This is a genomic window from Paramagnetospirillum kuznetsovii, from assembly GCF_003284725.1.
GTDB lineage: Bacteria > Pseudomonadota > Alphaproteobacteria > Rhodospirillales > Magnetospirillaceae > Phaeospirillum > Phaeospirillum kuznetsovii.
Genome location: NZ_PGTO01000006.1, coordinates 26997 through 53764, shown reverse-complemented (window position 1 = coordinate 53764; position 26768 = coordinate 26997). Strand labels below are relative to the sequence as shown.

At 65.0% G+C, this 26768-nt stretch carries 31 protein-coding genes; 17 read left to right on the top strand and 14 right to left on the bottom strand.

Translation table 11 applies throughout. The features are described 5' to 3' along the window. The 5 genes from CU669_RS09875 to CU669_RS09855 are packed head-to-tail and all read left to right on the top strand — an operon-like array spanning position 1 to position 4168. The gene (locus CU669_RS09875; protein WP_112144193.1) at positions 1-1185 is read left to right on the top strand and encodes an acetyl-CoA C-acetyltransferase; all 1185 of its coding nucleotides are present in this window, start codon (positions 1-3) and stop codon (positions 1183-1185) included. Continuing rightward, positions 1182-2318 (top strand): acyl-CoA dehydrogenase, encoded by a 1137-nt coding sequence (locus CU669_RS09870; RefSeq protein ID WP_112144191.1) that lies wholly within the window; start codon positions 1182-1184, stop codon positions 2316-2318. The genes CU669_RS09875 and CU669_RS09870 overlap by 4 nt, the downstream gene beginning before the upstream one ends. Before the next feature lie 20 nt (positions 2319-2338). Continuing rightward, positions 2339-3154: a universal stress protein gene (locus CU669_RS09865; protein ID WP_112144446.1), complete on the top strand. Its 816-nt coding sequence runs from the start codon at positions 2339-2341 to the stop codon at positions 3152-3154. A 2-nt stretch (positions 3155-3156) separates the two neighbouring features. Further along, entirely contained in the window at positions 3157-3579 is a 423-nt protein-coding gene (locus CU669_RS09860; RefSeq protein ID WP_112144189.1) for a PaaI family thioesterase, read from the top strand. A 13-nt stretch (positions 3580-3592) separates the two neighbouring features. Next, positions 3593-4168, top strand: coding sequence for a peroxidase-related enzyme (locus tag CU669_RS09855; protein ID WP_112144187.1), 576 nt, complete (start codon positions 3593-3595; stop codon positions 4166-4168). Between the two features lie 3 nt (positions 4169-4171). Here the strand turns inward: CU669_RS09855 and CU669_RS09850 are convergent, their stop codons facing one another. Both CU669_RS09850 and CU669_RS09845 read right to left on the bottom strand, forming a co-directional pair. Next, positions 4172-4390, bottom strand: coding sequence for a hypothetical protein (locus CU669_RS09850; protein ID WP_146747714.1), 219 nt, complete (start codon positions 4388-4390; stop codon positions 4172-4174). Positions 4391-4603: 213 nt separating this feature from the next. Further along, positions 4604-5053 carry an SH3 domain-containing protein gene (locus tag CU669_RS09845; RefSeq protein ID WP_239988649.1) on the bottom strand — a complete coding sequence of 150 codons (450 nt, stop codon included), beginning with the start codon at positions 5051-5053 and terminating at the stop codon, positions 4604-4606. Between the two features lie 199 nt (positions 5054-5252). On the opposite strand from CU669_RS09845, the gene CU669_RS09840 reads away from it, so the two are divergent. Then, positions 5253-6239 carry a 2-hydroxyacid dehydrogenase gene (locus CU669_RS09840; protein WP_112144181.1) on the top strand — a complete coding sequence of 329 codons (987 nt, stop codon included), beginning with the start codon at positions 5253-5255 and terminating at the stop codon, positions 6237-6239. Between the two features lie 60 nt (positions 6240-6299). Here the strand turns inward: CU669_RS09840 and CU669_RS09835 are convergent, their stop codons facing one another. The 7 genes from CU669_RS09835 to coaBC all read right to left on the bottom strand — a co-directional run bounded on the left by CU669_RS09835 (position 6300) and on the right by coaBC (position 11400). Then, positions 6300-6770, bottom strand: a complete 471-nt coding sequence (locus CU669_RS09835; RefSeq protein ID WP_161539631.1) for a Spy/CpxP family protein refolding chaperone — start codon at positions 6768-6770, stop codon at positions 6300-6302. 91 nt (positions 6771-6861) lie between these two features. Beyond that, positions 6862-7308, bottom strand: a complete 447-nt coding sequence (locus CU669_RS09830; protein WP_112144178.1) for a DsrE/DsrF/DrsH-like family protein — start codon at positions 7306-7308, stop codon at positions 6862-6864. Then, positions 7295-8095, bottom strand: coding sequence for a HesA/MoeB/ThiF family protein (locus tag CU669_RS09825; protein WP_112144177.1), 801 nt, complete (start codon positions 8093-8095; stop codon positions 7295-7297). Before CU669_RS09825 ends, CU669_RS09830 begins: the two co-directional genes overlap by 14 nt. Before the next feature lie 150 nt (positions 8096-8245). Then, positions 8246-9214, bottom strand: coding sequence for a cysteine synthase A (gene cysK, locus CU669_RS09820; protein ID WP_112144175.1), 969 nt, complete (start codon positions 9212-9214; stop codon positions 8246-8248). 55 nt (positions 9215-9269) lie between these two features. After that, positions 9270-9725 carry an RrF2 family transcriptional regulator gene (locus tag CU669_RS09815; RefSeq protein ID WP_112144173.1) on the bottom strand — a complete coding sequence of 152 codons (456 nt, stop codon included), beginning with the start codon at positions 9723-9725 and terminating at the stop codon, positions 9270-9272. Continuing rightward, entirely contained in the window at positions 9722-10192 is a 471-nt protein-coding gene (gene dut, locus CU669_RS09810) for a dUTP diphosphatase (RefSeq protein ID WP_112144171.1), read from the bottom strand. The genes CU669_RS09815 and dut overlap by 4 nt, the downstream gene beginning before the upstream one ends. Then, positions 10189-11400: a bifunctional phosphopantothenoylcysteine decarboxylase/phosphopantothenate--cysteine ligase CoaBC gene (gene coaBC, locus CU669_RS09805; RefSeq protein WP_112144170.1), complete on the bottom strand. Its 1212-nt coding sequence runs from the start codon at positions 11398-11400 to the stop codon at positions 10189-10191. The genes dut and coaBC overlap by 4 nt, the downstream gene beginning before the upstream one ends. A 182-nt stretch (positions 11401-11582) precedes the next feature. Here coaBC and CU669_RS09800 point away from each other — a divergent pair, with 182 nt between their 5' ends. After that, complete coding sequence (locus CU669_RS09800; protein WP_239988648.1) at positions 11583-12902, top strand: magnesium and cobalt transport protein CorA; 1320 nt, start codon at positions 11583-11585, stop codon at positions 12900-12902. 115 nt (positions 12903-13017) lie between these two features. Here CU669_RS09800 and groL read toward each other — a convergent pair whose 3' ends face one another. Together groL and groES are read right to left on the bottom strand one after the other, a co-directional pair. Continuing rightward, the gene (gene groL / locus CU669_RS09795; RefSeq protein ID WP_112144168.1) at positions 13018-14676 is read right to left on the bottom strand and encodes a chaperonin GroEL; all 1659 of its coding nucleotides are present in this window, start codon (positions 14674-14676) and stop codon (positions 13018-13020) included. 24 nt (positions 14677-14700) lie between these two features. Beyond that, on the bottom strand, positions 14701-14988 hold the full coding sequence (gene groES / locus CU669_RS09790; protein WP_112144167.1) for a co-chaperone GroES: 288 nt from the start codon (positions 14986-14988) through the stop codon (positions 14701-14703). A gap of 248 nt (positions 14989-15236) precedes the next feature. Here groES and CU669_RS09785 point away from each other — a divergent pair, with 248 nt between their 5' ends. After that, entirely contained in the window at positions 15237-15908 is a 672-nt protein-coding gene (locus CU669_RS09785; protein WP_112144442.1) for a DUF2076 domain-containing protein, read from the top strand. Between the two features lie 65 nt (positions 15909-15973). Next, the gene (locus CU669_RS09780; protein ID WP_112144165.1) at positions 15974-16216 is read left to right on the top strand and encodes a DUF1178 family protein; all 243 of its coding nucleotides are present in this window, start codon (positions 15974-15976) and stop codon (positions 16214-16216) included. A 150-nt stretch (positions 16217-16366) separates the two neighbouring features. Here the strand turns inward: CU669_RS09780 and CU669_RS09775 are convergent, their stop codons facing one another. Beyond that, positions 16367-17998 (bottom strand): lactate permease LctP family transporter, encoded by a 1632-nt coding sequence (locus CU669_RS09775; RefSeq protein WP_456095308.1) that lies wholly within the window; start codon positions 17996-17998, stop codon positions 16367-16369. Between the two features lie 194 nt (positions 17999-18192). Here CU669_RS09775 and CU669_RS09770 point away from each other — a divergent pair, with 194 nt between their 5' ends. The 6 genes from CU669_RS09770 to CU669_RS09745 all read left to right on the top strand — a co-directional run bounded on the left by CU669_RS09770 (position 18193) and on the right by CU669_RS09745 (position 25435). After that, positions 18193-18795 carry an FCD domain-containing protein gene (locus tag CU669_RS09770; protein WP_112144161.1) on the top strand — a complete coding sequence of 201 codons (603 nt, stop codon included), beginning with the start codon at positions 18193-18195 and terminating at the stop codon, positions 18793-18795. A 111-nt stretch (positions 18796-18906) separates the two neighbouring features. Further along, positions 18907-19656, top strand: coding sequence for a (Fe-S)-binding protein (locus CU669_RS09765; RefSeq protein WP_112144440.1), 750 nt, complete (start codon positions 18907-18909; stop codon positions 19654-19656). Next, entirely contained in the window at positions 19646-21079 is a 1434-nt protein-coding gene (locus tag CU669_RS09760) for a LutB/LldF family L-lactate oxidation iron-sulfur protein (RefSeq protein ID WP_112144160.1), read from the top strand. Before CU669_RS09765 ends, CU669_RS09760 begins: the two co-directional genes overlap by 11 nt. After that, the gene (locus CU669_RS09755) at positions 21072-21728 is read left to right on the top strand and encodes a LutC/YkgG family protein (protein ID WP_112144158.1); all 657 of its coding nucleotides are present in this window, start codon (positions 21072-21074) and stop codon (positions 21726-21728) included. Before CU669_RS09760 ends, CU669_RS09755 begins: the two co-directional genes overlap by 8 nt. A 113-nt stretch (positions 21729-21841) precedes the next feature. Continuing rightward, complete coding sequence (locus tag CU669_RS09750) at positions 21842-24655, top strand: FAD-binding and (Fe-S)-binding domain-containing protein (RefSeq protein ID WP_239988647.1); 2814 nt, start codon at positions 21842-21844, stop codon at positions 24653-24655. A gap of 93 nt (positions 24656-24748) precedes the next feature. Further along, a complete protein-coding gene (locus CU669_RS09745) occupies positions 24749-25435 on the top strand; it encodes an RluA family pseudouridine synthase (RefSeq protein WP_112144155.1) in 687 nt (228 codons plus the stop codon). On the opposite strand, the gene CU669_RS09740 is transcribed toward CU669_RS09745, so the two are convergent. Then, positions 25424-25726, bottom strand: a complete 303-nt coding sequence (locus CU669_RS09740) for a type II toxin-antitoxin system RelE/ParE family toxin (RefSeq protein ID WP_112144153.1) — start codon at positions 25724-25726, stop codon at positions 25424-25426. The two genes, CU669_RS09745 and CU669_RS09740, sit on opposite strands and share 12 nt — an antisense overlap. Further along, positions 25719-25994 carry a type II toxin-antitoxin system ParD family antitoxin gene (locus CU669_RS09735; protein WP_112144152.1) on the bottom strand — a complete coding sequence of 92 codons (276 nt, stop codon included), beginning with the start codon at positions 25992-25994 and terminating at the stop codon, positions 25719-25721. Before CU669_RS09735 ends, CU669_RS09740 begins: the two co-directional genes overlap by 8 nt. A 114-nt stretch (positions 25995-26108) precedes the next feature. Between CU669_RS09735 and CU669_RS09730 the strand changes: the two genes are divergently transcribed. Together CU669_RS09730 and CU669_RS09725 are read left to right on the top strand one after the other, a co-directional pair. Next, a complete protein-coding gene (locus CU669_RS09730) occupies positions 26109-26393 on the top strand; it encodes a toxin-antitoxin system TumE family protein (protein WP_112144150.1) in 285 nt (94 codons plus the stop codon). Further along, positions 26390-26746: an HVO_A0114 family putative DNA-binding protein gene (locus CU669_RS09725; protein WP_239988646.1), complete on the top strand. Its 357-nt coding sequence runs from the start codon at positions 26390-26392 to the stop codon at positions 26744-26746. The genes CU669_RS09730 and CU669_RS09725 overlap by 4 nt, the downstream gene beginning before the upstream one ends. The last annotated feature ends 22 nt before the right edge of the window (positions 26747-26768 follow it).

Here is a 26768-nt window from a genome sequence, read left to right as displayed (position 1 = left end):
ATGACCACTGATCCCATCGTCATCGTCGGCGCCGCCCGCACCCCCATGGGCGGCTTCCAGGGCGAGTTGGCCGGATTGACGGCGCCGCAGCTTGGCGCCGCCGCCATCAAGGCCGCCGTGGAGCGCTCCGGCATCGCCTCCGATCAGGTGGACGAGGTATTCATGGGCTGCGTCCTGCCCGCCGGTCTGGGCCAGGCTCCGGCGCGTCAGGCGAGCTTGGGCGCGGGCATCCCCCAGGCGGCGGGCTGCACCACCATCTCCAAGGTCTGCGGCTCGGGCATGAAGGCGGCCATGCTGGCCCATGACCTGCTGGTGGCGGGAACCGCCAGGGTGATGGTGGCGGGCGGCATGGAAAGCATGTCCAACGCCCCTTACCTGCTGGACAAGGCCAGGGGCGGCTATCGCCTGGGCCACGGCAAGGTGCTGGACCACATGTTCTTCGACGGCTTGGAGGACGCCTATGCCAAGGGCCGCCTGATGGGCAGCTTCGCCGAGGAATGCGCCGACAGCTACAAATTCACCCGCGAGGCCCAGGACGCCTTCGCCATCGCCTCGCTGGAACGCGCCCAGAAGGCGTCGACCGACGGCTCCTTCGCGGGCGAGATCACGCCGCTGACCCTCAAGGGGCGCAAGGGCGACACCGTCATCGAGATCGACGAGCAGCCGCGCAAGGCCCAGCCGGACAAGATTCCGTCCCTGAAGCCCGCCTTCCGCGACAACGGCACGGTGACGGCGGCCAATTCCTCCTCCATTTCCGACGGCGCCGCCGCCCTGGTGCTGATGCGCCGCTCGGAAGCCCATAAGCGCGGCCTCAGCCCGCTGGCCACCATCCTGGGGCACACCAACTTCGCCCAGGCCCCCAATCTGTTCACCACCGCCCCGGTGGGAGCGATCAAGGCCCTGCTGGACAAGATCGGCCGCAAGGCGGGCGATATCGACCTGTGGGAGATCAACGAGGCCTTCGCCGTGGTCACCATGGCGGCCATGCACGACCTCAAGCTGCCCCACGACCGGGTCAACATCCACGGCGGCGCCTGCGCCCTGGGGCATCCCATCGGCGCCTCGGGGGCGCGTATTCTCGTAACGTTGCTGGCCGCCTTGAAGCAATACGGGCTGAAGCGCGGCATCGCCAGTCTGTGCATCGGCGGCGGCGAAGCGACGGCCCTGGCGGTGGAACTCCCATGATCGCCACCGAAGAGCAACAGCTGATCCGCGACATGGCGCGCAACTTCGCCCAGGAGAAGCTGGCCCCCAACGCCGCCACATGGGATCGCGAGCACCGCTTCCCCAAGGAGGCCCTGGCCGAGATGGGGGAACTGGGCTTCCTCGGCATGGTGGTGCCGCCGGAATGGGACGGCGCCGGAACCGATTACGTTTCCTACGTCATGGCGGTGATGGAGATCGCGGCGGGCTGCGGCCCGGTCTCCACCATCATGAGTGTGCACAATTCGGTGGGCTGCGCCCCCATCCTCAAATTCGGCAGCGAGGAGCAGAAGGAGCGTTTCCTGCGCCCCATGGCGCGCGGCGCGCATATCGGCTGCTTCTGCCTGACCGAGCCCGAGGCCGGGTCCGACGCGGCTTCCATCCGCAGCCGCGCCCGCCGGGACGGCGAGTCCTATGTGCTGAACGGCTCCAAGCAGTTCATCAGCACGGCCAAGAACGGCCAGACCGCCATCGTCTTCGCCGTCACCGACCCGCAGGCGGGCAAGCGCGGCATTTCGGCCTTCATCATCCCCACCGATACGCCCGGCTTCAATGTCGCCCGCGTCGAGGACAAGCTGGGCCAGCATCTGTCCGACACCTGCTTCGTCACCCTTGACGATTGCCGCATTCCCGCCGCGCAGCGGCTGGGAGAGGAAGGCGAAGGCCTGAAGATCGCCCTGGCCAATCTGGAAGGCGGCCGCCTTGGCATCGCCGCCCAGTCGGTGGGCATGGCGCGCTCGGCCTTCGACTTCGCCCTGGCCTACGCCAAGGAACGCAAGCAATTCGGCAAGCCCATCCTGGAACATCAGGCGGTGGCCTTCCGCCTGGCCGACATGGCCACCCGCATCGAGGCGGCCGAGCAATTCGTGCTGCACGCCGCCTCGTTGCGCGACGCCGGAAGGGCTTGCCTCAAGGAGGCTTCCATGGCCAAGCTGTTCGCCAGCGAAATGGCGGAACGGGTGTGCTCGGACGCCATCCAGATTCACGGCGGATACGGTTATCTCGCCGATTTCCCGGTGGAGCGCATCTATCGCGACGTCCGGGTTTGCCAGATCTACGAGGGCACCAGCGATATCCAGCGGCTGGTGATCTCAAGGGCTTTGGCGACCGAATAGCAATGGTTGGGGGTTTCGACATGAAGGATATTCTGGTTCACATGGACGACAGCGAACGTTGCGTCGCTCGTCTCGATATCGCCGTCGGCTTGGCCAAGCAGTACGGGGCGCGGCTGACCGGCCTGTTCGCCCGCATCGAAAGCCACAAGCCCAGCGCCGTCGCCCACAAGGCCAGCGACCCGCTTGTCGCCGCCCGCGATGCCGCCGCCGCGCTGTTCGCCGAAAAGACCAAGGCCGCCGGGGTGGCCGGACGCTGGTGGCAACTGGCCCATGGCGAGCCCGGCCATGTGCTCTCCGAGACCATGTTCTGCGCCCGCTATGCCGATCTGGTGGTGATGGGTCAGATCGACGCCAAGAGCAAGCTGGTGCCCAAGGAACTGGTGGAACACACCATCCTGAATTGCGGCCGCCCCGTCCTGGTGGTTCCCCATACCGGTTCCTTCCCCACCGTCGGCGAGCGCATCGCGGTAGCGTGGAACGCCGGCAAGGAAGCCGTCCGGGCGCTCAACGACGCCAAGCCGCTGATGCTCAACGCCAAGTCGGTGACGGTACTGTCCATGCACAAGCCCCAGGATCGCGGCGCCAGCTCCATGGGCGACGTGCCCCATGTGGACGTCCTCGACCATTTGGTCACCTGCGGCGTGACGGCCACCGGCGAGCATCTGGCGGGCGAGCATATCGGCAAGATGGACATGCTGCTGTCGCGGCTGTGCGATCTTGGCGCCGATCTGGTGGTCATGGGGGCGCACGGTCAATACGGCCTGTCGCTCAAGCGCGGGTCGGGCACCAAATACGTCCTGGCCCATATGACCGTGCCGGTCTTGATGTCCAACTAGGCATGACGCCGAAAGACCCTAGCTTCCGCGACCGGGTAAAAGCCAGCTTCGACGCCCAGACCTTCATGCGGACCCTGGGGGTCCGCATGGCGGCGCTGGAGCCCGGCCATTGCGTGCTGGAGATGCCGGTACGCCCCGATCTGTGCCAGCAGAACGGCTTCGTTCATGCCGGCGCCACCACCGCCATCGCCGACACCGCCGCCGGCTATGCCGCCTTTTCCCTGATGCCGGTCGGCGCCAATGTGCTGACCGTCGAGTTCAAGTTGAACCTGCTGAACCCGGCCGAAGGCGAGACCCTGGTTGCCCGGGCCCAGGTCATCAAGCCGGGCCGGACCCTGATGGTGGTGCGCTCGGATGTGTTCGGCGCCAGAGGCGGCGCGGAAAAGCTGGTCGCCACCATGCTGGCGACCATGATGAGCCTATAGGAGGAGCGCAGCCATGTCGCAGCCCGATCACGTCACCCGCGTCGCCCTGCCCAAGGCCGATGCCTATCCCGACGACATTGCCGCCACCATGGCCAAATGCGACGAGAAGCTGGGCATGCGCCCCAATGTGCTGGTGGCCTATGCCGCCCGGCCCGAGAAGTTCCGGGTGTTCACCCGTTTCTACAACCAGCTGATGCTGGCAGACGACATGGGACTGACCAAGTTGGAGCGCGAGATGATCGCCGTGGCCGTGTCCTCGGCCAACCGCTGCTACTACTGCCTTGTCGCCCATGGCCAGGCGGTGCGCGCCTTGTCCGGCGATCCTCGGCTGGGCGAGATGATGGTGATGAACTACCGTGCCGCCGATCTGTCGCCCCGCCATCAGGCCATGCTGGATTTCGCCTGGAAGTTGACCGAAGCGCCCCATGACATCGGGGAGACCGACCGAGCCGCGCTCCGTGACGTCGGTTTTTCCGACGACGATATCTTCGATATCTGCGACGTGGCCGCCTTCTTCAACTACACCAACCGGGTCGCGCACGGATTGGACATGATGCCCAATGCCGAATATCACGCCATGAACCGATAACGCTCAGTAGTCTTCGCATTCATGGGGGTGCTTGCCGCGCTCTGACAGAAGGGACGCCGCGAATATGGTGCAGTAATCGCCATAGGGACATTCGCGCAGTCTGGGACAGGCCAGGGTCTTGCGGGTGAAGGCGATCAGCGCCTGCTCGTCATCCGCTTCGATCAGCTGACGTCCTGTGTCCGACACCAGTCGGATATTGCACGTTTCGGTTCTCAGCGTCATGGACGCCTCGTCTTGTCCTTCGGCCGTCAGCTCGGACGGCCACAGCCCATATCCCCAGACGTGAATACTGTGCCCACGCCTATCTTGATATGGGATTATACGTCAGATGATGAAGGAAGGGAATAAATTACTCTAAAGTATGAGATGCGACAAAATTGGCCTAAACTTTAGGATAGTTTTCTTTGCATTTTGATAAAATTTTATGGGTTTTGATTATTCAATCCACTCACCTTTATAGACGCCCCAGATTTCGTCGCGCTTGAGCCAGCCCTGGACCTGGCCCACCTCGACCCGGCAGAAGTCGCGGTTGCGCGGGCACTGCAGCAGGCGCCCCAAGACTCCCGCCTCCACGATGGCCAGCGTATCGGTGGCGTCTCCGTCGGAGCCGCGCAATTGCCGTTGGCTGCCGATCACCACCATCATGCGGCGGCCCGACAACATGGCTTGGTGGACCCAACCCTCGGCGCCCTGCCAGTCGCGGATTTTACGCCAAGCCTCGAATTCGGCGATGACCTCGACGGGCAGATCCTTGCGGGCGTAGATCCATTCGATGGGATAGCGCTGCCCCGGCCCGGTGCGCAGATTGACTTCGTCCGATCGCAAAGAGACAAAGCGCGGCAAGGGCAAGCCGCTGGCCTCGCCCGCCAACGCGGACGCAGCCACGGACAGCGCCATTATCGCCGCGAGAAATCCACCGATCAGACTCGAAATCATCATCCCTCCGGCGGCATTATAGGGGTGGCTTCGACCCGATGGTCAAGGCGAGTGGAGCAGGTCACTTTCAAGAAGTTCAAAAAGGGCTCTGGACAAGGGCACTTCGAGTTGCTAGGTCGTGAGGACAGGCCCCGGGAGGAGTAGAGAAATGCCACATAAGAAGCCGGTCGTCGTGGTCAGCCGCAAGCTGCCCGACGTCATCGAGACCCGGATGATGGAATTGTTCGACGCCAAGCTGAACGTCGATGACCATCCCATGAGCAAGGCGGAGCTGATCGAGGCGGTCAAGACCGCCGACGTGCTGGTTCCCACCGTCACCGACCGCGTCGACGCGGCCATCATGTCCCAAGCCGGTCCCAACCTGAAATTGATCGCCAATTTCGGAACCGGCGTGGATCACATCGATCTCGCCAGCGCGCGAAGCCGCGGCATCACCATCACCAACACCCCCGGCGTGCTGACCGAGGATACCGCCGACATGGCCATGGCCCTGATCCTGGCGGTGCCGCGTCGGATCAGCGAGGGCGAACGCCTGATCCGTTCGGGCGATTGGAAGGGCTGGGGCCCGACCTTCATGCTGGGCCACCGCATTTGGGGCAAGCGCCTTGGCATCATCGGCATGGGCCGCATCGGCCAAGCCGTGGCGCGGCGCGCCAAGGCCTTCGGCATGTCCATCCACTACCACAATCGCAAGAAGGTCCATCCCGACATCGAGAAGGAGTTGGAGGCGACCTATTGGGAAAGCCTGGACCAGATGCTGGCCCGCATGGACGTGGTCACCGTCCACTGCCCGCATACCCCGGCCACCTTCCACCTGCTGTCGGCCCGGCGCCTGGAGCTGCTGCCCAAGCACGCCTATGTGGTCAACACCGCGCGCGGCGAGATCGTCGACGAGAACGCGCTGACCCGCATGCTGATCCGCAAGGATCTGGCCGGTGCCGGTCTCGACGTGTTCGAGCACGAACCCGCCGTGAATCCCAAGCTGCTGGCGCTCGACAACGTGGTGCTGCTGCCCCATCTGGGCTCGGCCACCATCGAGGGCCGCATCGACATGGGCGAGAAGGTGCTGATCAATATCAAGACCTTCGCCGACGGCCACCATCCGCCGGACCGGGTTCTTGCTTCCATGTTCTAGACTGCGAAGATGACAAAGCCCCCCGAAGCGATGCCTCGGGGGGCTTTTCATTGGGTGGGGTCAGTGCCCCATGGGACCGTGGCCGTGACCTTGGCCGCCCATCATCGTCGAATCGGCGATCTTCTTCTGCTCGGGCGTCAGACCGTCGTAGAACTTGGTCATGGCGGGAATGATCGTGGCCATATTGGCGCTGCGCGCTTCCATCATCTTCTGCATTTGCGCCATGCGGGTCGGGGGCGTGGTGGCCTGGGGCTGGGACGCCATCTCGGCGCAAAGCTTCTTCATGGGCTCTTGCGAGGCCTTCATGGCGTCATTGAGCGCCTTGAAGTCATGCTTCTGCGCCTCGGTCAGGCCCAGCTTGGTCTCCATATAGGCGGCCTTGCCCGCCATCCTGGCATCCATGTCGGAGCACATGCGCCCCATGCCCTCCGGGCCGCCGCCCATGGGGCCGGAGGCACGGGCGATGCCTGCCGCGCCCGCGACAGCGAGAACAACGGCCAAGGCAATGGTATAGCGGGGAAAGGACTTCATTTGGGTCACCTCGATTGGAACTTCGATGGTGACCGTTATGATCCTGGCGTGTAACCGCCCGACGACCAATTTGGTAACACTGGGTAACGGGTCAGACGAACAGCATGGCCCCGGTCTTGGATGCATCGGCCAAGAAGGTGACCACGCCGCCCTTGGTCACCGGCACATCGGGCCGCAGTCCGTCGGGGTCCATGCCCAAGGCCTTCAAGCCCATCTCGCAGACCATGACTGTGACGCCCAAAGCCACGCAGGCGTCCAACAGTTCCTCGAAGCTGCCCACGCCCTTGGCCTTGAAGCCGTCATCCATGACCTTGGCGTCGGCGCCGTCCGAGCATTTCAGCCGCGTCCAGGCGGGCGAGCCGTCGGCCAACGGACGTTCCAGCGCCCTGCCCGCCCACATGGTGAAGAACAGGGTGACAGGCGTGTTGGAGGCCACCGCCGCCGCCGCCATCACCAGGGCATAGTGAATGCGGTCGAAATCGCCGGAAAACACCACGATGGACAGCTTGTCGGGGCCGCTCCGGTCAACCGCAGACATTGGCGGTGCTCCCGTGGCCGGACAGGTCGGTGATGGTGGGATGGTCGCCGCACAGGGGGCAACCGGGGTCGCGGGGAACCTTGACGGTGCGGAAGGTGACCGACAGGGCGTCATAGATCACCAGCTTGCCCGCCAGGCTGTCGCCGATGCCCAGCAGCTCCTTCAACACTTCGGTGGCCTGCATGGCCCCCATGGTCCCGGCGATGGCGCCCAGCACGCCCGCGCTGGAACAGGTGGGCACATGGCCTTCGGGCGGCGGCTCGCGGTAGATGCAGCGATAGCACGGCCCGCCGGGCCTGTAGGTGGCCAACTGGCCGTCGAAGCGCAGGATGGCGGCCGAGACCAGCGTCTTGCCTTCCAGCCGCGCCGCGTCGTTGACCAAAAAGCGAGTGGGGAAATTGTCCGAGCCGTCGGCCACCACCTGGAAATCGCGAAAAATGGCCCGGGCATTGTCCTTGTCGAGCCGCTGACGGATCGGCACCAGCCGCACATCGGGATTCATGTCGGCCACCACCGAGGCGGCACTGTCCACCTTGGCCAGTCCGATGCGCGAGGTGGCGTGGATGATCTGGCGCTGCAGGTTGGACAGCTCCACGTCGTCGTCGTCCACCACGCCGATGGTGCCGACCCCCGCCGCCGCCAAATACAGGATCACCGGCGAGCCCAGCCCGCCGGCCCCGATCACCAGGGCCGAAGACCCCAGCAGCTTTTCCTGCCCGACGCCGCCCACCTCCGGCAGGATGATGTGGCGGGCGTAGCGGTGGATCTGCTCTTCGGTGAAGTCCATGGCGACGCGGTTCCAAACGTGGCTCCCTCTCCCTTGAGGGAGAGGGCCGGGGTGAGGGGGGAATGCCCGACGCCGCTGCCAGTGGCGCCAATTCTCCCTCACCCGCCCTTCGGGCACCCTCTCCCGCTGGGAGAGGGACTAATGAGAACCCTACACCTGATCGAACAGGGCGGTGGACAGGTAACGTTCGGCGAAGCTGGGGATGATGGCGACGATCAGCTTTCCCGCATTTTCCGGCCGGGTGCCTAGTTCCAGGGCCGCCGCGATGGCGGCGCCCGAGGAAATGCCCACCGGCACGCCTTCCAGCTTGGCCGCCTTGCGGGCGGTGGCGAGAGCGGTCTCGTTGCCGATCTGGAGGATTTCGTCGATGACGCCGCGATCCAGGATGTCGGGCACGAAACCGGCGCCGATGCCTTGAATCTTGTGGGGGCCGGGGGCGCCGCCGGACAGGACCGGGCTGTCCTCGGGCTCCACCGCAACCATCTTCAGGCCGGGCTTGCGCTTCTTCAGCACATGACCGATGCCGGAAATGGTGCCGCCGGTGCCGACGCCGGACACGATGATGTCCACCTTACCGGCGGTGTCGTTCCAGATTTCCTCGGCGGTGGTCTTCTCGTGAATGGCGGGATTGGCCTCGTTCTTGAACTGCTGCGGCATGATGGCGCCAGGGGTGGACGCCACCAGCTCCTCGGCCTGGCGCACCGCGCCGGTCATGCCCTTGGAGGCCGGGGTCAGCACGATCTCGGCGCCCAGCAACTGCAACATTTTACGACGTTCCAGCGACATGCTTTCCGGCATGCACAAGATCAGTTTGTAGCCGCGCGCGGCGGCGACGAAGGCCAGCGCGATGCCGGTATTGCCCGAGGTCGGCTCGATGATGGTGCCGCCCGCCTTCAACTGCCCGGAGGCCTCGGCGGCCTCGATCATGGCAAAGCCGATGCGGTCCTTCACCGAGGCCAGCGGATTGAAGAATTCCAGCTTGCCGACGATATCGGCCTTGGCCCCGGCCTCGGCGGCCAGACGCTTGAAGCGGACCAGCGGCGTGGCGCCGATGGTGTCGATGATGTTGTCGTAGATCTTGCCCCGGAACGCGGAGCCGGACTGGGTATCTGCGGCCATAATGTATTCCCCACAAAAATTCCGTAGTTAAGACGTTAACTACACATTAGCATGACTAAATCGTGAAGTCCAACTTCTGGTGGGCTTCGCTGGGAATGCCGCCCTTATAGGCGCGCATGCAGAGATCATCGACGGTGATGGCGTCCAGCCGCCCCATGATCTCTTCCGACAGATCGCCCCACATGGGGCGGATGACCAGCTTGCCCAGTTCCGAGGCGGGCATGTCCTGATAGGGGTCTTCGGCGGTTTCCAGGGCGCGGACCACCCGGACGATCTCGCCCACCGAGATGCGGCGGCGTTCGCGGGCAAGGCGATAGCCGCCCCGGGGGCCGCGCACGCCGACCAGAACGCCCGCACGAACCAGTTGTTGCAAGGTTTGCTCCAGATAGCGCCGCGGAATGCCCTGGCGCCGGGTGATCTCGCGGCTTTGCACCGGCTCGCCACCGGCATGATAGGCGATGTCGAGAACCGCCTCGATGGCGAACAGCATCTTTTTCGACGGACGGATCATTCCCCCACCCCCTTCTTGCCGGTGCCGGTGGAGCCGAATCCCCCGGTTCCCCGCGACGTTTCCGACAGCGATTCCACGTCCGCCCAGACCGCCCGGCAGACCGGAGCGATGACAAGCTGGGCGATGCGCATGCCCCGCGTGATGGCGAAGGCGACGTCGCCGTGATTGATCAGGATGACGCCGATCTCGCCACGATAATCGGCGTCGATGGTGCCCGGCGCGTTGAGCACGGTGACGCCGTGCTTGGCCGCCAGACCCGAACGCGGCCGCACCTGGGCTTCAAAGCCTTCCGGCAGGGCGATGGCGAAGCCGGTGGGAATCAGCGCCCGCTTGCCCGGCGCCAGATCCATGTCGGCGGGAATGCAGGCCATCAGATCCATACCGGCGGCATGGGCGGTCTCGTAGGCCGGAAGCGGCAGATCGGCGGCATGATCGAGACGCTTCAACTGAACACTCACAACGCTCATTTCCCCTCCCCCAGCACGGCGGCGATGCGGAGGGCCAAGCGGGCGGCGACCTCGTCCTTGCCCAGGCGCGGCCAGTCCTCGACGCCCTTGGCATCCACCAGATGAACCACATTGGAATCGCCGCCGAAGGTTCCGGTTCCCTCGGACACGTCGTTGGCCACGATCCAGTCGCAGCCCTTGCGCGCCAGCTTGTCGCGGGCATTGTCCAACAGGGTCTCGGTCTCGGCGGCGAAGCCCACCACCAGACGCGGCCGGGAACAGCCCTCACCTTTGGACACCGCCGCCAGGATATCGGGATTGGGGGCAAGCTCGATCACCGGCGGCGGCGCCCCGGCCTTTTTCTTTCGCTTCTCGGTGGCGCGGTTGGCCACCGTCCAATCGGCGACGGCGGCGGCGCAGACCGCCATATCCGCAGGCAACGCTGCCTTGACCGCATCCAGCATCTCGGAGGCGCTGCGCACCCGCACCACCTTTACGCCCGTGGGATCAGGAATATGGACCGGTCCGCTGACCAAGGTGACCTCGGCGCCCAGCGCCGCCAGCGCCGCCGCGATGGCGTGGCCCTGCTTGCCCGAGGAATGGTTGGCGATATAGCGCACCGGGTCGATGGCCTCATGGGTGGGACCGCTGGTGACCACCGCTTTCTTACCGGCAAGCGGTCCCGGCGTGCCTAATGCGGCCTCGATGGCGGCCAGGATCTCGGCCGGTTCCGCCATGCGCCCCGCCCCCACCTCGCCGCAGGCAAGATCGCCCGCATTGGGGCCCACCTGGGCGACGCCACGGGTCTTGAGGGTGGCGAGATTGGCCTGGGTGGCCGCGTGCTCCCACATCATGGTGTTCATGGCGGGCGCCACCAGCACCTTCTTATCGGTGGCCAGAAGAGCGGTGGAGGCAAGGTCATCGGCGATCCCATTGGCCATCTTGGCCAGCAGATTGGCGGTGGCGGGCGCCACCACCACCAGATCCGCTTCGCGCGACAGCCGGATATGGCCCATCTCGGCCTCGTCGGTCAGATCGAATGTCTCCTGATAGACCTTGTCGCCCGACAGCGCCGCCACCGACAGCGGCGTGACGAAATTGGCGCCGCCCTTGGTGAGGATACAGCGCACCGCGCAGCCGCGATCCTTCAGCCTGCGGATGAGTTCCAGTGATTTATACGCGGCAATGCCGCCGGAAATGATCAGAAGAACCCGCTTGCCGTCGAGCACTGTAATGGCCCCCACAAAATACGAGGTCAGAGTGTGATTACCGTACCGACCCGTTGGGAGAGGCGCAAGGGGGAATGGCGAACGGCTCCGCGTTCCAAGCGGTGCAGGTTTGAACTACCATGCCGCCCCGTTCGGTGGTAAGGCCTGCCACGGAAAAGTCGTCGCGCCAGAAATGGAGCCGCATGATGTCGTTGCAAACCGTCCTGGACCTGCTGGGCAAGCAGAAGATCGTCGAAGGCATGGTCCGCGCCCAGAGTTCCCAGCATCAGGATCTGGTGGAGACTCTGGTCCAAAAGCAGCACATCGTCGAACTGGAAAAGGTGCTGGCGCGCCAAAACGCCGGTGAGCTGGCCAAGATACTGGAAGCCGTGCCCGCCGAGGATGCCGCCCGCCTTTGGCAATTGGTCGACCCCGCCCGCCACGACGACATCTTGTGGGAACTTCCCAGCGCGCTGGGCCAGCAGTTGGCCGGCCCCAGGGAACTGAAATTTCGCCAGGGCCAGATCACCGCCTATACGCCGGTGGACGGCCGCATGCGCATCGTCGATGTGGAATCGCGGGCGGAATTCGAAGCCCTGCGGCCGGTCTGGATCGACATCCTGGGGGCGTCGAAATCGGAACGCGGCTGGATCGCCCGCTATTGCGGGCTGGAATTGCCGGACCCCGAGGAACTGACCGACCTGGAGGTCAGCGCCCGCTTCTACGAGGAGGAAAGCGACGAGGTCCACCTGCATTCCAACTTCCTGCTGGATCGCGAAGGAGCCTCGCGTAGCGTGCCGGTCGCCTTCATCATCCATGACGACGTCCTGTTCACGGTGCGCAACGAGGAATTGCCCGTCTTCCGCCTGCAAAGGCTGCGTGCCCGCAACCAGCCCAGCAAGAGCCTGGGCTGCAAGGACTTGCTGCTGGACCTCTATGGCGCCGACGTGGAATATTCCGCCGATTCGCTGGAAGACACCTATTCCATCCTGCGCCGGGTCGGCCAGGAGGTGCTGAGCGAGAATGTCAGCGACGCCGACGCCGCCCGCATCCTGGCCGATATCGCCGAGGAAGAGGATCTCAACGGCTTGATTCGCGGCAATATGCTCGACACCCAGCGCGCTGTTTCCTTCCTGATCAGGGGCCGCTTCCTGTCTCCGGCCCAGACCGAGGATGCCAAGGAAATCCTGCGCGACATCGAATCGCTGAACAGCCACACCACCTTCCTGTTCGACAAGATCAACTTCCTGATGGACGCCACCATCGGCTTCATCAACGTCAACCAGAACCGCCGGGTCACTCAATTGACGGTGGTCAGCGTGGTGTTCATGCCGCTCAACGTGCTGGCGGGCGTCGGCGGCATGTCGGAATTCTCCATGATGACCCAGGGCATTCCCTGGCCGGTATCCTATAGCGCCTTCACCATCGTCATGCTGCTGGTGGGCTGGGCCACCTATGCGATCTTGAAGCGCGTCGAGAAGCGCAAGGTCAAGCCGAAGGTCATGCCCGGCCGCGCTGTCTGATACCTGAAGCGCCCCGCAAGCGGGCGAGACGCCCGCGCTTCGAGCGGCATAAAAACGAAAAACCCCCTCCCTTGCGGGAGGGGGCTTCCGTAACGATACGGTGGAAGGCTTGGACTTAGAAGTCCATGCCGCCCATGCCGCCCATTCCACCCATGCCGCCCATGTCGCCGCCGGGCATGCCGCCAGCTTCCTTCTTGGGACGCTCGGCGATCATGGCTTCGGTGGTGATCAGCAGGCCAGCCACCGAGGCGGCGTCCTGCAAGGCGGTGCGCACGACCTTGGTCGGATCGATGATGCCGGCCTTGATCATGTCGGTGTAGACGCCGGTCTGGGCGTCGAAGCCGAAGGACAGATCCTTGGACTCGCCGATCTTGCCAGCGACGACGGCGCCGTCGTGACCGGCGTTCTCGGCGATCTGGCGCACGGGAGCCTGGAGGGCGCGGCGAACGATGCCGATGCCCACTTCCTGATCCGGGTTGCCGCTCTTCAGGCCTTCCAGGGCCTTCACAGCGTGCAGCAGGGCGACGCCGCCACCGGGGACGATGCCTTCTTCCACCGCGGCGCGGGTCGCGTGCAGGGCGTCATCGACGCGGTCCTTGCGCTCCTTCACCTCGATCTCGGAACCGCCGCCGACCTTAATGACGGCCACGCCGCCAGCCAGCTTGGCCAGACGCTCTTGCAGCTTCTCGCGGTCGTAGTCCGAGGTGGTCTCCTCGATCTGCGCGCGGATCTGCTTGCAACGGGCTTCGATGTCGCCCTTCTTGCCCGCGCCGTCGACGATGGTGGTGTCTTCCTTGGTGATGGTGATGCGCTTGGAAGTGCCCAGCATCTCGAGGTTGACGCTTTCCAGCTTGATGCCCAGGTCTTCGGAGATGACCTGGCCGCCCGACAGGATGGCGATGTCTTCCAGCATGGCCTTGCGGCGATCGCCGAAGCCCGGAGCCTTCACGGCAGCGACCTTCAGGCCGCCGCGCAGCTTGTTGACCACCAGGGTGGCCAGGGCCTCGCCCTCGATGTCCTCGGCGATGATGACCAGCGGACGGCCGGACTGGACCACCTGCTCGAGCACCGGCAGCAGGGGCTGCAGGCCGGACAGCTTCTTCTCGTGCAGCAGGATATAGGGGTTATCCAGCTCGACGGTCATCTTCTCGGCATTGGTCACGAAATACGGGCTGGTGTAGCCACGGTCGAACTGCATGCCCTCGACCACGTCCAGCTCGGTGTCCAGACCCTTGGCTTCCTCGACGGTGATGACACCCTCGTTGCCGACCTTTTCCATGGCCTTGGCGATCATGTCGCCGATTTCCTTCTCGCCATTGGCGGAGATGGTGCCCACCTGGGCGATTTCGGCATTGGTGGCGACCTTGCGCGACCGCGACTTGACGTCGGCGACCACGGCGGCGACGGCGAGATCGACGCCGCGCTTCAGATCCATCGGGTTGAGGCCGGCGGCCACGGCCTTGACGCCCTCGCGGACGATGGCCTGGGCCAGGACGGTGGCGGTGGTGGTGCCGTCACCGGCCAGATCGGCGGTCTTCGAGGCCACTTCGCGCACCATCTGGGCGCCCATGTTCTCGAACTTGTCGGCCAGCTCGATCTCCTTGGCGACGGTGACGCCGTCCTTGGTGATGCGGGGAGCGCCGAACGACTTCTCGATGACGACGTTGCGACCCTTCGGGCCCAGGGTGACCTTCACCGCGTCGGCGAGGATATCGACGCCGCGCAGCATACGGGTGCGGGCATCGGTGGAGAATTTGACTTCCTTGGCAGCCATGTTTCTAAACCTCTATGTCTTGATTTAGGCGAGAATGCCGAGAATGTCGGATTCCTTCATGATCAACAGCTCGTCGCCGTCGATCTTCACTTCGGTGCCGGACCACTTGCCGAACAGCACGCGGTCGCCAGCCTTGACGTCGAGGGCAACCAGCTTGCCATCGTCGCCGCGGGTGCCGGAGCCGACGGCCACGACTTCACCCTGCATGGGCTTTTCCTTGGCGGTATCGGGGATGATGATGCCGCCAGCGGTCTTCTCTTCCGCGTCGAGGCGCTTCACCAGCACGCGATCATGGAGCGGTCTGAACTTCATTAGGAACAACCTCCGTTAAGACGATTTCGAGTCGGCCGGGGCGCTGTTAGCACTCTCCGGCGACGAGTGCCAACCATCTAGGGGGCGTCCGCCACAGAGTCAAGCGACTTCGGCCAAATTTTTCTCAAGCCAGGGGTTAATTCATTGTCATTTCATGAAAAATTGGAAAGCTTGGATCAACGCCATGGACATTCGGCGAATCCTCCCTAAGTCTTGTGCCGTGTTTCGCCAACCGGGAAGGCCAAGCCATGACTCCCCAGGACCGTGACCTGATTTTAAGCGTGTTCGACCGATTGTCCCGCATCGCCGGTGGCCAAAAGGACCGCGAGGCCGAGGCGCTGATCGCGGATCGCATGCGCGCCGTGCCCGACGCCGCCTATAATCTCGTGGAAGCGGTGGTGGTCCAGGAAAACGCCATCAAGGACCGCGACGCCCGCATCGCCGAGCTGGAACGCCAATTGGCCGGAGCCCCGCAGTCGGGCGGCTTCGCCCAGCAGGCCGCCAATCCATGGGGGCGGGGTTCGGTTCCCTCGGTGCCGCAGCAGCAGCAACAGCAGCAATATGCCCCGCCGCCCCAATATGCCCCGCCGCAATACGCCCAGCCCCAGCAGCAGAGCCCATGGGGTCAGCCCTCGGGCGGCGGCAGCTTCCTGCGCACCGCCGCCGGCGCCGCGGTGGGCGTGGCGGGCGGCATGCTGCTGGCCAACAGCATTTCAGGTATGTTCGCGGGGGGCCATGGCGGAGGCTTGGGAGGCGGCGCTTCGCCCGTGACCGAGAACATCACCAACAATTACTACGGATCGGCGCCGCCCGCCGCCCAGCCCACCAGCGACACTCAGCCCCAATACGACACCAGCGTGGCCGATGACGGCGGCTATGACGGTGGCGGCTGGGACGACGGCGGCGGCGACAGCTTCTGAGACCGTTGCAATGGTGAGGACCGCTCCCGTATATAGGGGGCGGTTTTCACCGGAGTGACCCGGATATGATTCTCTACACCCTGCGCTGCTCGCACGATCACCACTTCGAGGAGTGGTTCTCCAACAGCGCCGATTACGACGCCAAGAAGGACGCCGCCAGCCTCGTCTGTCCCGAATGCGGCGACAAGGACGTGGGCAAGGCCATCATGGCCCCCAATGTGGGCAAATCCTCGGCGGCCCCCATGCCCGCCCCCAGTTGCGGCACCCCCATGGGATGCGGCGGCTGCCCCATGGCGGGCCAGCACTAGGCTTTTTATAGCCCTCAGTCGCCGCGCCGGGCCTTGCCCGCATGACGACGCGATGCTCGTTGTATCCTCATCACTCCATAAATAAGGCCCGGACGGCTTCCCATCCGGGCCAGTTTTTCCGGCATCAGGGGATGCTGGAGGGTAAGCGCTTTACGGGATCATCCAGGTCAGGACATAGGCCTGCAGCGTGGTGATCACGCCGATGATGCACACGAAGAAGATCGAGTGCTTCAAGGTGAAACGGAACAGGCTGGACTCGTGGCCCACCAGGCCCACGGCGGCGCAGGCCACCGCGATGGACTGGGGCGAGATCATCTTGCCGGTGACGCCGCCGGTGGTGTTGGCGGCGACCATCAGGATGTCGCTGATTCCCAGCTGATGGGCGGTGGTGGCCTGAAGCGCGCCGAACAGGGCATTGGACGAGGTGTCCGACCCGGTCAGGAACACGCCCAGCCAACCCAGGATCGGCGAGAAGAAGGGGTAGGAGCTTCCCGCCCCGGTCAGCAGCAGCGCCAACGTGGTCGACAGGCCCGAGGCATTGGCCACATAGGCGAAGGCCAGCACGGTGCCGATGGTGTAGATGGGACGCTTCAGCTCGTTCAGGGTCTCGCCGAAGGTCTTCATCCCCTCGGAACCCTTCATCCCCAGCATGACGATGGTGATGATGGCAGAGATCAGGATGGCGGTGCCGGTGGCCGACAGCAGGTTCAAGGTATAGACGGCAGGCACGGCCTTGGCGGCGGCGACGATGGGCGGAACCTTGGACACCAGATTGTGCAGGCCGGGCACATCCCAATTGATATTGGTGAAGGCCAGATCGGCACCCTTGGCGAACAGCGCCTTGAAGGGCTTCAGGCTCCACACGGTCACCACGGCGGTCAGGATCAGGAACGGCGCCCAGGCACGGGCCACCTGTCCGGCGGTGTAGTCGTGGGAATGCTTTTCCTCTTCGCCCTCGGCCTTGAAGCGGAAGATGTTCTTGGGCTTCCAGAACTTCAGGAAGACCGAGATGCAGATCAGGCTGATCAACGCCGAGGTGATGTCGGGCAGTTCCGGCCCGATATAGTTGGAGGTGAACCAGACGCCGAAGGCGAAGGATCCACCGGCGACCAGGATGGCCGGCCAGGTTTCCCGGACTCCCTTGACCCCGTCCATGATGAAAATGATCCAGAACGGCACGAACACCGCCAGCAGCGGCAATTGGCGGCCCGCCATGGCGCCGATCTTGAACGGATCGAGACCCGAGACCTGACCGGCGACGATGATCGGAATGCCCATGGCGCCGAAGGCCACCGGGGCGGTATTGGCGATCAGGCACAGACCGGCGGCATAGAGCGGGTTGAAGCCCAATCCCACCAGCAAGGCGGCGGTGATGGCCACCGGAGCGCCGAAACCGGCGGCGCCTTCCAGGAAGGCGCCGAACGAGAAGCCGATCATCAGCATCTGCAAGCGCTGATCGGCGGTGATGGAGACTACCGAGGACCGGATGATCTCGAACTGGCCGGTCTTGACCGTCACCTTATAGAGGAACACCGCGCCGATGATGATCCAGGCGATGGGCCACAAGCCGAACAGGAAGCCCTGGACACCCGCCATCAGCGCCGCCGTGACAGGCATCTGATAGAAGACGATCGCCACGAGGATGGCGAGAAGGACGGTGATGGTACCGGCCACATGGCCCTTCATCTTCAGCACCGCCAGGGCGAGGAAGAAGAAGATAATCGGAATGGCGGCGATCAAGGACGACAGCCAGAGATTTCCGGCCGGGTCGTATACCTGCATCCAAGGCTGCATAGTTCCTCCCCTAGAGGTCTGGACGGCGCATCGCTCGGATGCAGGCGTCTGGTTTGTGGTAAAGTTTTTATACCACTCTGCATCGGTGGATAACTCGATTCACATATCTCTGTAAATGGGAAAATTTATTCCGCCCATTTTCCGGGACTGGACAACGCCATGGCAGCGCTTATCCTAAGGCCATGACACAAGCGATTCGGGCCACGGCGGGCAAGACCCGCGCCAAATCCCCATCGGAACCGGCCATGGATCCGCTGGCCCGGCTGCTGCAGGCGCATCCGCAGACCGCCTTCGACTATTTGGAGTTCCGCCGGGTCATGGCGGGCAATGCCGCCGCCTTGGCCGCCGAACGCGCCAGCGAGGCGGATTTGGCGCGGCTGCGCGATTGCCTCCAGGCCATGGAGCGCACCCACGGGCAGGACGATCCCAGCCAGGAAGCCGCCGCCGACGCCGACTTTCACCTCGCCATCTACGAGGCCGCCCATAACGAGGTGATGACCCAGGTCATGCGTCGCATCTTCGAGATGCTGCGCGGCGGGGTCTTCTACGACCGCGCCGACCTCTACCGCCGCCGGGGCGTGCGCGAAGGCTTCCTGCGCCAGCACCAGGCCATCTTCAAGGCCATCGCCGAGGGCAATCCCGAAGTGGCCCGCCATACCGCCGAGACCCATATCAATTCCATCGAGGAAGCCCTGCGCGAGGCCCAGCATGCCGATGCGCGACGGGAAGTCGCGCTTCGCCGCCGGTCGGGATCGGATCTGACCGGGCGGGCACGGGGAACCTGAAACCGCCGGAAATTTGTTGGACAAATAATTTTACCACTTTACGAAATATGTAAAATGGTCTAGCCATGACGGGCCGACCAACGATGTCGGCCTTTGCGCGAGGATAAGTCCATGCCCGCAGCCGACCGTCCAGATTCCGTCTATTTCTTCGGCACTTGCCTGATCGACATGTTCTATCCCGAAGCCGGTCTGGCGGGGATGGAGCTGCTGCGGCGCGAGGGACTGAAGGTGGTGTTTCCCCAGAAGCAGACCTGCTGCGGCCAGCCCGCCCGCAACAACGGGCACCAGGACGAAGCCCGCGCCGTCGCCCGCCTTCAGTTGGACGCCTTTCCCGGCGACTGGCCCATCGTGGTGCCATCGGGATCGTGCGCCGGAATGATGAAGACCCATTACCCCGAGATGTTCGAGGGCACCCCGGACCACGCCCGCGCCGTCGCCTTCTCCGCCCGCGTCTTCGAGCTGACCCAGTTTCTGGTGGAGGTGCTCGACGTCAAGCTGGCGGACAAGGGCCGCCCGGTGACCATCACCTGGCACCCGTCCTGCCATTCCCAGCGCGAGATGGGGGTGCTGGACCAGCCCAAGGCCCTGCTGCGGCAGTTGAGCAACGTCACCCTGGTGGAAAACCCCCGGGAAAAGGAATGCTGCGGTTTCGGCGGCTCCTTCTCGGTCAGGCAGCCGGAAGTCTCGGCCGCCATGGTGACCGACAAGGTCAATTCCATCGAGGCGACCGGCGCCACCCAGGTGGTGTCCGGCGATTGCGGCTGCCTGATGAATATCAACGGCGCCGCCGAGAAAGCCGCCAAGCCCTTCACCGGCCGTCATATCGCCGAATTCATCCTGGAGCGCTGCCATGGCCGTTGAAGCGCGCAAGTCGGATTTCACCGGCAAGGCCCATGTCGCCCTGAACGACCCCAAGCTGCGGGCCAATTTCCGCCGCGCCATGGACGGTCTGATGACCAAGCGCGCCGCCCAGTTCGCCGACGCGGAGGAATGGACGAGCCTGCGCGCCCGAGGCGCCGCCATCCGCGCCAATGCCCTGGCCAAGCTGCCCGAACTGCTGGAACTGCTGGAAGCCAACCTGACCCGCAACGGCATCAAGGTCCACTGGGCCGAGACCGTGGCGGAGGGTAATGCCATCGTCCTCGACATCCTGCAAAAGGCGGGCGCCAAGACGGTGATCAAGGGCAAGTCCATGGTCAGCGAGGAGATGCATCTCAACGCCCATCTGGAAGCCAACGGCATCACTCCGGTGGAATCCGATCTGGGCGAATACATCATCCAGCTGGCGGGCGAGGCGCCGTCCCATATCGTGATGCCCTGCATCCACATGAACAAGGTCGAGATCGCCGAGCTGTTCGCCGACAAGATCAAGAACCTGACCTATACCGAGGATGTGGACGAGTTGTGCGCCGCCGCCCGCGCCGCCCTGCGCGGCGCCTTCGCGGGCGCCGATGCCGGTATCTCCGGCGTCAATTTCCTGGTGGCCGAGACCGGCTCGCTGGTGCTGATCGAGAACGAGGGCAACGGACGCCTGTCCACCACCCTGCCGCCGCTGCACATCGCGGTTACCGGCATCGAGAAGGTGATCGAGCGGCTGGAGGACGTGGCGCCGCTGCTGTCCTTGCTGCCGCGCTCGGCCACCGGCCAGATCATCACCACCTATGTGAACATGATCAGCAGCCCCCGCAAGCCGGGCGAGAAGGACGGCCCCAAGGAGGTCCATCTGGTGCTGCTGGACAATGGCCGCTCGCGCGTCTACAGCGACGTGCAACTGGCCGACACGCTGCGCTGCATCCGCTGCGCCGCCTGCATGAACCACTGTCCGGTCTATACGCGCGTCGGCGGCCACACCTACACCTTCACCTATCCCGGCCCCATCGGAAAGCTGTTGTCGCCCCAGTTGGAAGGGCTCGACTGCGCCGGAGATCAGGTGCACGCCTCCACCCTGTGTGGCGCCTGCGCCGAGGTCTGCCCGGTGCAGATCCCCATTCCCGACCTGCTGGCCCGCCTGCGGACCGAGGCGGTGCATCCCACCTCCGTGGCCGTCAAGGGCGGCGGCAGCGCCCGCTCCCTGGCCGACAGCCTGGGCTGGGGCGGCTGGACCGCCATGTATTCCTCGCCCCTCGTCTACAAGATTTCCACCCGCGTCATGGGCCTTGTGGGCAATCTGATGCCCGCGTCGCTCCCCATGCTGAAGCAATGGACCAGCGTGCGGACCAAGCCGAAATTCGCCGCCAAGAGCCTGCACCAGCTGGCCCGCGAGAGGGGATTTTCCAATGAGTAGCGCCAAAGACCGCATCATGGCCCGCCTGAAGGGCGCGCCCAAGCGCCCCGCCTCGGCCCTGCCCGATTGGACTCCGCCCGCGTTCGGCGATCAGCGCATGGCCCGGTTCCGCGCCATGCTGGAAGCCGCCCATGCCGATGTGCACGAGGTTCCCGCCGCCGAATGGCCGGAACGCCTGCGCGTCATCCTGGCCGACAAGGGCGTCGGCTCGGTGCTGTTCGCCCCCAAGACCGCGACCGGAGCCCGGCTGGCGCAGGCGTGGAGCGCTGGCGAATCGCCCAAGCTGGTGGCCTATGACCGTTCGGTCGAGGACATCAAGGACCAACTGGTCCATGAGGTGGACGCGGCGGTGACCTTGGCGCGCGGCGGCATCGCCCAGACCGGCTCGCTGGTACTGTGGCCGACACCCGACGAGCCGCGCCTGATGAGCCTGCTGCCCCCCATCCATGTGGCGGTGGTGGACAAGTCGCGCATTCGCGATTCGCTGGCCGAGACGCTGAGCGCCGAAGGCTGGAACACCGGCATGCCCACCAACGCGGTACTGGTGTCCGGTCCCAGCAAGACCGCCGATATCGAGCAAACCCTGGCCTATGGCGTTCATGGCCCCAAGGAATTGATTGTTCTGGTGATCGAGGGAGAGGTGGAATGACTGGCGTTGCGGCTCACCCCACCCCCGCCCCCTCCCCATCAAGGGGAGGGGAGTCCAATGATAGCCCCTCCCCATCGAGGGGAGGGGGGGCCATTGATAGCCCCTCCCCCTCCGTGGGGAGGGGTTGGGGTGGGGGGCCTTCCTCCCTGCTGTTCGAGCTGGCGGGCATCGTCCCGTCGCACCGCCTGATCACCGACCCGCTGCGCCGCCTCGCCTATGGCACCGATGCCAGCTTCTACCGCCTTGTCCCCAAAGTGGTGGTGGAAGTGGCCGACGAGTCCGAGGTCATGGCGGTGCTGGCCGCCTGCCACCGCCATGGTGCCCCGGTCACCTTCCGCGCCGCCGGAACCTCCCTGTCGGGCCAGGCGGTCAGCGATTCCGTCCTGATGATCCTGGGCAACGGCTGGACCCAGGCGGTGGTCGAGCAAGAGGGGCGCGCCATCCGCCTGCAGCCGGGCGTCATCGGCGCCGAGGCCAATCGCCGCCTCGCCGCCTTCGCCCGCAAGATCGGCCCCGACCCGGCCAGCATCGATTCGTGCAAGATCGGCGGCATCGCCGCCAACAACGCCAGCGGCATGTGCTGCGGCACGTCCGACAATTCCTACCAGACCGTGACCTCCATGCGGCTGATCCTGGCCGACGGCACCCTGGTCGATACCGGCAACCCCGACAGCGTCAAGGCCTTCCAGGCCTCCCATGCCGGGCTGCTGGCCGCGCTGGACGACATGGGCAAGCGGGTTCGGGCCGACGGGCCCCTGGCAAGCCGCATCAAACGCAAATTCGCCATCAAGAACACCACCGGCTACAGCCTCAACGCCCTGGTGGATTTCACCCAGCCGCTGGACATTCTTCAACACCTGATGATCGGGTCCGAGGGCACCCTGGGCTTCATCGCCGAGATCACCTACCGCACCGTGCCCGAACACGCCCACAAGGCCAGCGGCCTGCTGCTGTTCCCCCATATCGCCGAGGCCTGCCGCGCCGTGGTGCTGCTGAAATCCTCGCCGGTCTCGGCGGTGGAGCTGATGGACCGCGCCGCCCTGCGCTCGGTGGAGGACAAGCCCGGCATGCCGGCCCAGATCGTCGGGCTGGCCGAGGGCGTCACCGCCCTGCTGGTGGAGACCCGCGCCGAGACCGCCGAGGGACTGGCCGCCAATATCAAGACCATCGGAGAAGTGCTGGGCGGCGTCACCACCCTGTTCGCCCCCGCCTTCACCGATGACGCCTACGAATACGGCAAGCTGTGGAAGATCCGCAAAGGCCTGTTCCCGGCGGTGGGCGCGGTGCGCCCGGTGGGCACCACCGTCATCATCGAGGACGTGGCCTTCCCCATCGAGTCGCTGGCCGACGCCACGGTGGATCTGGAACATCTGTGCCGCAAGCACGCCTATCACGAGGCGATCATTTTCGGCCATGCCCTGGACGGCAATCTGCACTTCGTCTTCACCCAGGATTTCGGCTCCAAGGAAGAGGTCGAGCGTTATTCCAACTTCATGGACGACGTCTGCGAACTGGTGGTCAAGAAGTATGACGGCAGTCTGAAGGCCGAGCACGGCACCGGGCGCAACATGGCGCCCTTCGTGGAAATGGAATGGGGCGCCGAGGCCACCGCCCTGATGTGGGACATCAAGCACCTGCTCGATCCCCAGACCCTGCTCAATCCCGGCGTCATCCTCGACACCAATCCCAAGGCCCATCTGGAAAACCTGAAGCCGCTGCCCGCCGCCGACGCGCTGGTGGATACCTGCATCGAATGCGGATTCTGCGAGCGCATGTGCCCCAGCCACGGCCTGACCCTGTCGCCCCGCCAGCGCATCACCAGCTGGCGCGAGATTTCCAGGCTCGCCGCTGTCGGCGATCCCGCCGCCGAACTGCGCCACCTTTACGATTATCAGGGCATCGACACCTGCGCCGCCTGCGGTCTGTGCGCCACCGCCTGCCCGGTAGGCATCGAAACCGGCCGCCTGACCAAGAGCTTGCGCGGCCGTCGCCTGGGCGAGTCCGTCCGCTCGGTTGGCGACTGGGCGGAGCGCCACTACGGCGGCGCCATGATCGCCACCAAAATTGGACTGGGCGCCGCCGGGCTGGTCAGCCGAGTTGCCGGGCCCGGCGTCATGGCCGCCATGGCGGGCGCGGCGCGCAAGCTGACCCGCGGTCTGGTGCCCAAGATCGGCAAGCATCTGCCCACCGCCGCCGCCTATACCCTGTCGCCCGGCGCCGCCGACGGCGACGCAGTGGTCTATTTCCCCACCTGCGCGGCGCGCAGCATGGGCCCGGCCGTCGGCGACCCGGAGAAGGACTCGCTGCCCACCGTCATGACCCGCGTGTTGGGACGCGCCGGTTACCGCGTCGTGGTGCCGGAAGGCGTGGACGGGTTGTGCTGCGGCCAGGCCTTCGAGAGCAAGGGCTTGCAGGCCAGTGCCGACCGCAAGGCCGCCGAGCTGGAAGCCGCCCTGGCCAAGGCCAGCGACAACGGCCGCCTGCCCATCGTCATGGACGCCTCGGCCTGTACCTGGAGGATGAAGACCTTCCTGGGCGAGCGGCTCAAGGTCCAGGATTCGGTGGAATTCCTCCACGACGCCGTGCTGCAGCGCTTGAATCCCCGCAAGCAGGTGGAGCCGGTGCTGGTCCACGTCAATTGCGGCGCCCGCAAGATGGGCCTGGACGACAAGATGGCCGCCCTGGCCAAGGCCTGCGCCACCACGGTGGTGACGCCCGAAGGCGTCGGCTGCTGCGGCTTCGCGGGCGACAAGGGCTTCACCCATCCCGAACTCAACGACCACGCGCTCCGCAAACTGGCCGATCAGGTGCCGAAGGGCTGCGAGGCGGGCTATTCCTCCAACCGGACTTGCGAGATCGGACTTGCCGACCACGCCGATCTGCCGTACCGCTCCATCGTCACCCTGCTGGATCGGGTGACGCGGTAGAATAGGGGTTGCGGGCGGGACGCCCGCGCTCCAAGGTTTTTCGGAGCGCGGGCGTCCCGCCCGCATGCCCGCGAAGCCAACGATCGGAAGAGTATGACCCCCGCCGAGATCCTGGGCCGCGTCCTTCATAAGGACCAGGACGTCATTGTCCTGGACAAACCGGCGGGGCTTGCCGTCCATGCCGGGCCCAATTCGCCCGACCATCTGGAACTCTATCTCGACGCCCTGCGCTATGGCTGGGCCGAGCCGCCGCGCCTCGCCCATCGGCTGGACCGCGATACCTCGGGCTGTCTGGTGCTGGGCCGCCATGACAAGGCCCTGAAGCGCCTGGGCCGCATGTTCGCGGCGCACCGCATCGAGAAGCGCTACTGGTCGGTCTGCCTCGGCCGCCCGCCCCGGGACAGCGGCACCGTCGACGCCCCCATCCTCAAGGTCTCGGCCCGCGGCGAGGGCTGGCGCATCCGGATCGACCCCGCCGGTCAGCAAGCCGTCACCGATTGGAAGGTGCTGGGCCGCCTGGACGACCTCACCTGGATCGAATGGAGACCCAGCACCGGACGCACCCATCAGATCCGGGTACATGCCAAGCATCTCGGCTGCCCCCTGCTGGGCGACGCCTATTACGGCGCCGATCCCAATACCATGGAGAAGCTGCATTTGCTGTCGCGGTCGGTGGGCATTCCGCCGCTAGCCCCCAGCAAGCAGCACATCCATGTCAAAGCGCCACCGCCGTCCCATATGGTGGCGGCGCTGACCGCCTGCGGGTGGTCAGCCGTCTGACGGACCGCTCTCGAATTCCCTCCCGGCATAGGCGATGGCGACGATCTCGACCACCTGATCCAGGACACGGAAGGCAATGGTCGCACGGCGTTCGAAGCCAATGGTTCTCAGGCCGGCGGCGATATCGTCCCGCCGGGTGCCGCGCTCGGGAAACAACGCCAGTTCCATGCAAGCCTTCTCGACGCGCGAGATGTATTCACCCGCTCGCCCTCTGCCCGAGGCTTCGGCGATATAGCGATAAAGCGCGAAAAGATCGGCCTCCGCCTGGGGGCGGAAGACAATGCTATGCATTGTTCTTTTCGTCCGACGCCATTTCGGCGTGAAGACCGCGCAACCGGGCGAACACATCCTCGGCGGCGACGCTGGGACGGGCGTCCGCCAGGGAGGCCGCGACCTTGAGGCGGAGAACCTCGTCCAACGCAGCCTCTTCACGGTCCAGCGCACGCAACCCGGCGCGAATGACCTCGCTGGCGGACCCATAGGCCCCCGATTCCAAACGAGCTTCCAGGCTTGCCTGCTGAGGGCCGAGGGTCACGGTGATGGGCTTGCTGGTACGCATGACGGCAATCCGGCTGACAACAACTCTTATTACACTGTCACACTCACTCAGAGGCATCAAGCGATCCGATATGGCCCTTGACACCATACATGCCGCTATGGCATTTGTCACCATATGAAGGCCAAGCGACTTTTCTACGACCGGATGGACTATCCCGATGGGGCCATCATCGAGATGGTCATCTGGGCCGTTCCCAGTCCGGTGGCCGGAAGTCGGCACAGTCTGAAGTACAGCTTGTTCTACGGCCAGGATGGCCAGCGGCTGCTGGGCTACGACAATGAACGCGGCAAGGGCGATCACCGCCATGTGGAGGGGCGCGAGGAGGCTTACGCCTTCACCACGCCGGAAGCCTTGATCGCCGATTTCCTGGCCGACGTGCGACGCGTGCGGGGTGAATGATGAGCACCAATGACAATGTCCGGCTTCATATCGGCACGGCCGAGGATATGGGACAGCGGTTCGTCGACGCCTGGAAGCGGGCCGAGGGCGGCGAGACGGTGGATGAGGCCAACCTCACCTTCCGCGACCTGGAAGCCCTGCTGGCGGCTCTGACGCCTAAGCGCCTCCACCTGCTGCGCCATGTCCGCCACCACCACGTCCCCAGCATCAAGGCGCTGGCCGCCGATCTGCACCGCGATTACAAGAATGTCCATACCGACGTGGAGGCCCTGACCCGGCTGGGCCTGCTGACCCGGACGCAAAACAGCGTCGTCGCCCCCTTCGCCGAGGTCGATGCCCGGTTCGTGCTGTGACCCGTCCGCTGCCCTTCGACTT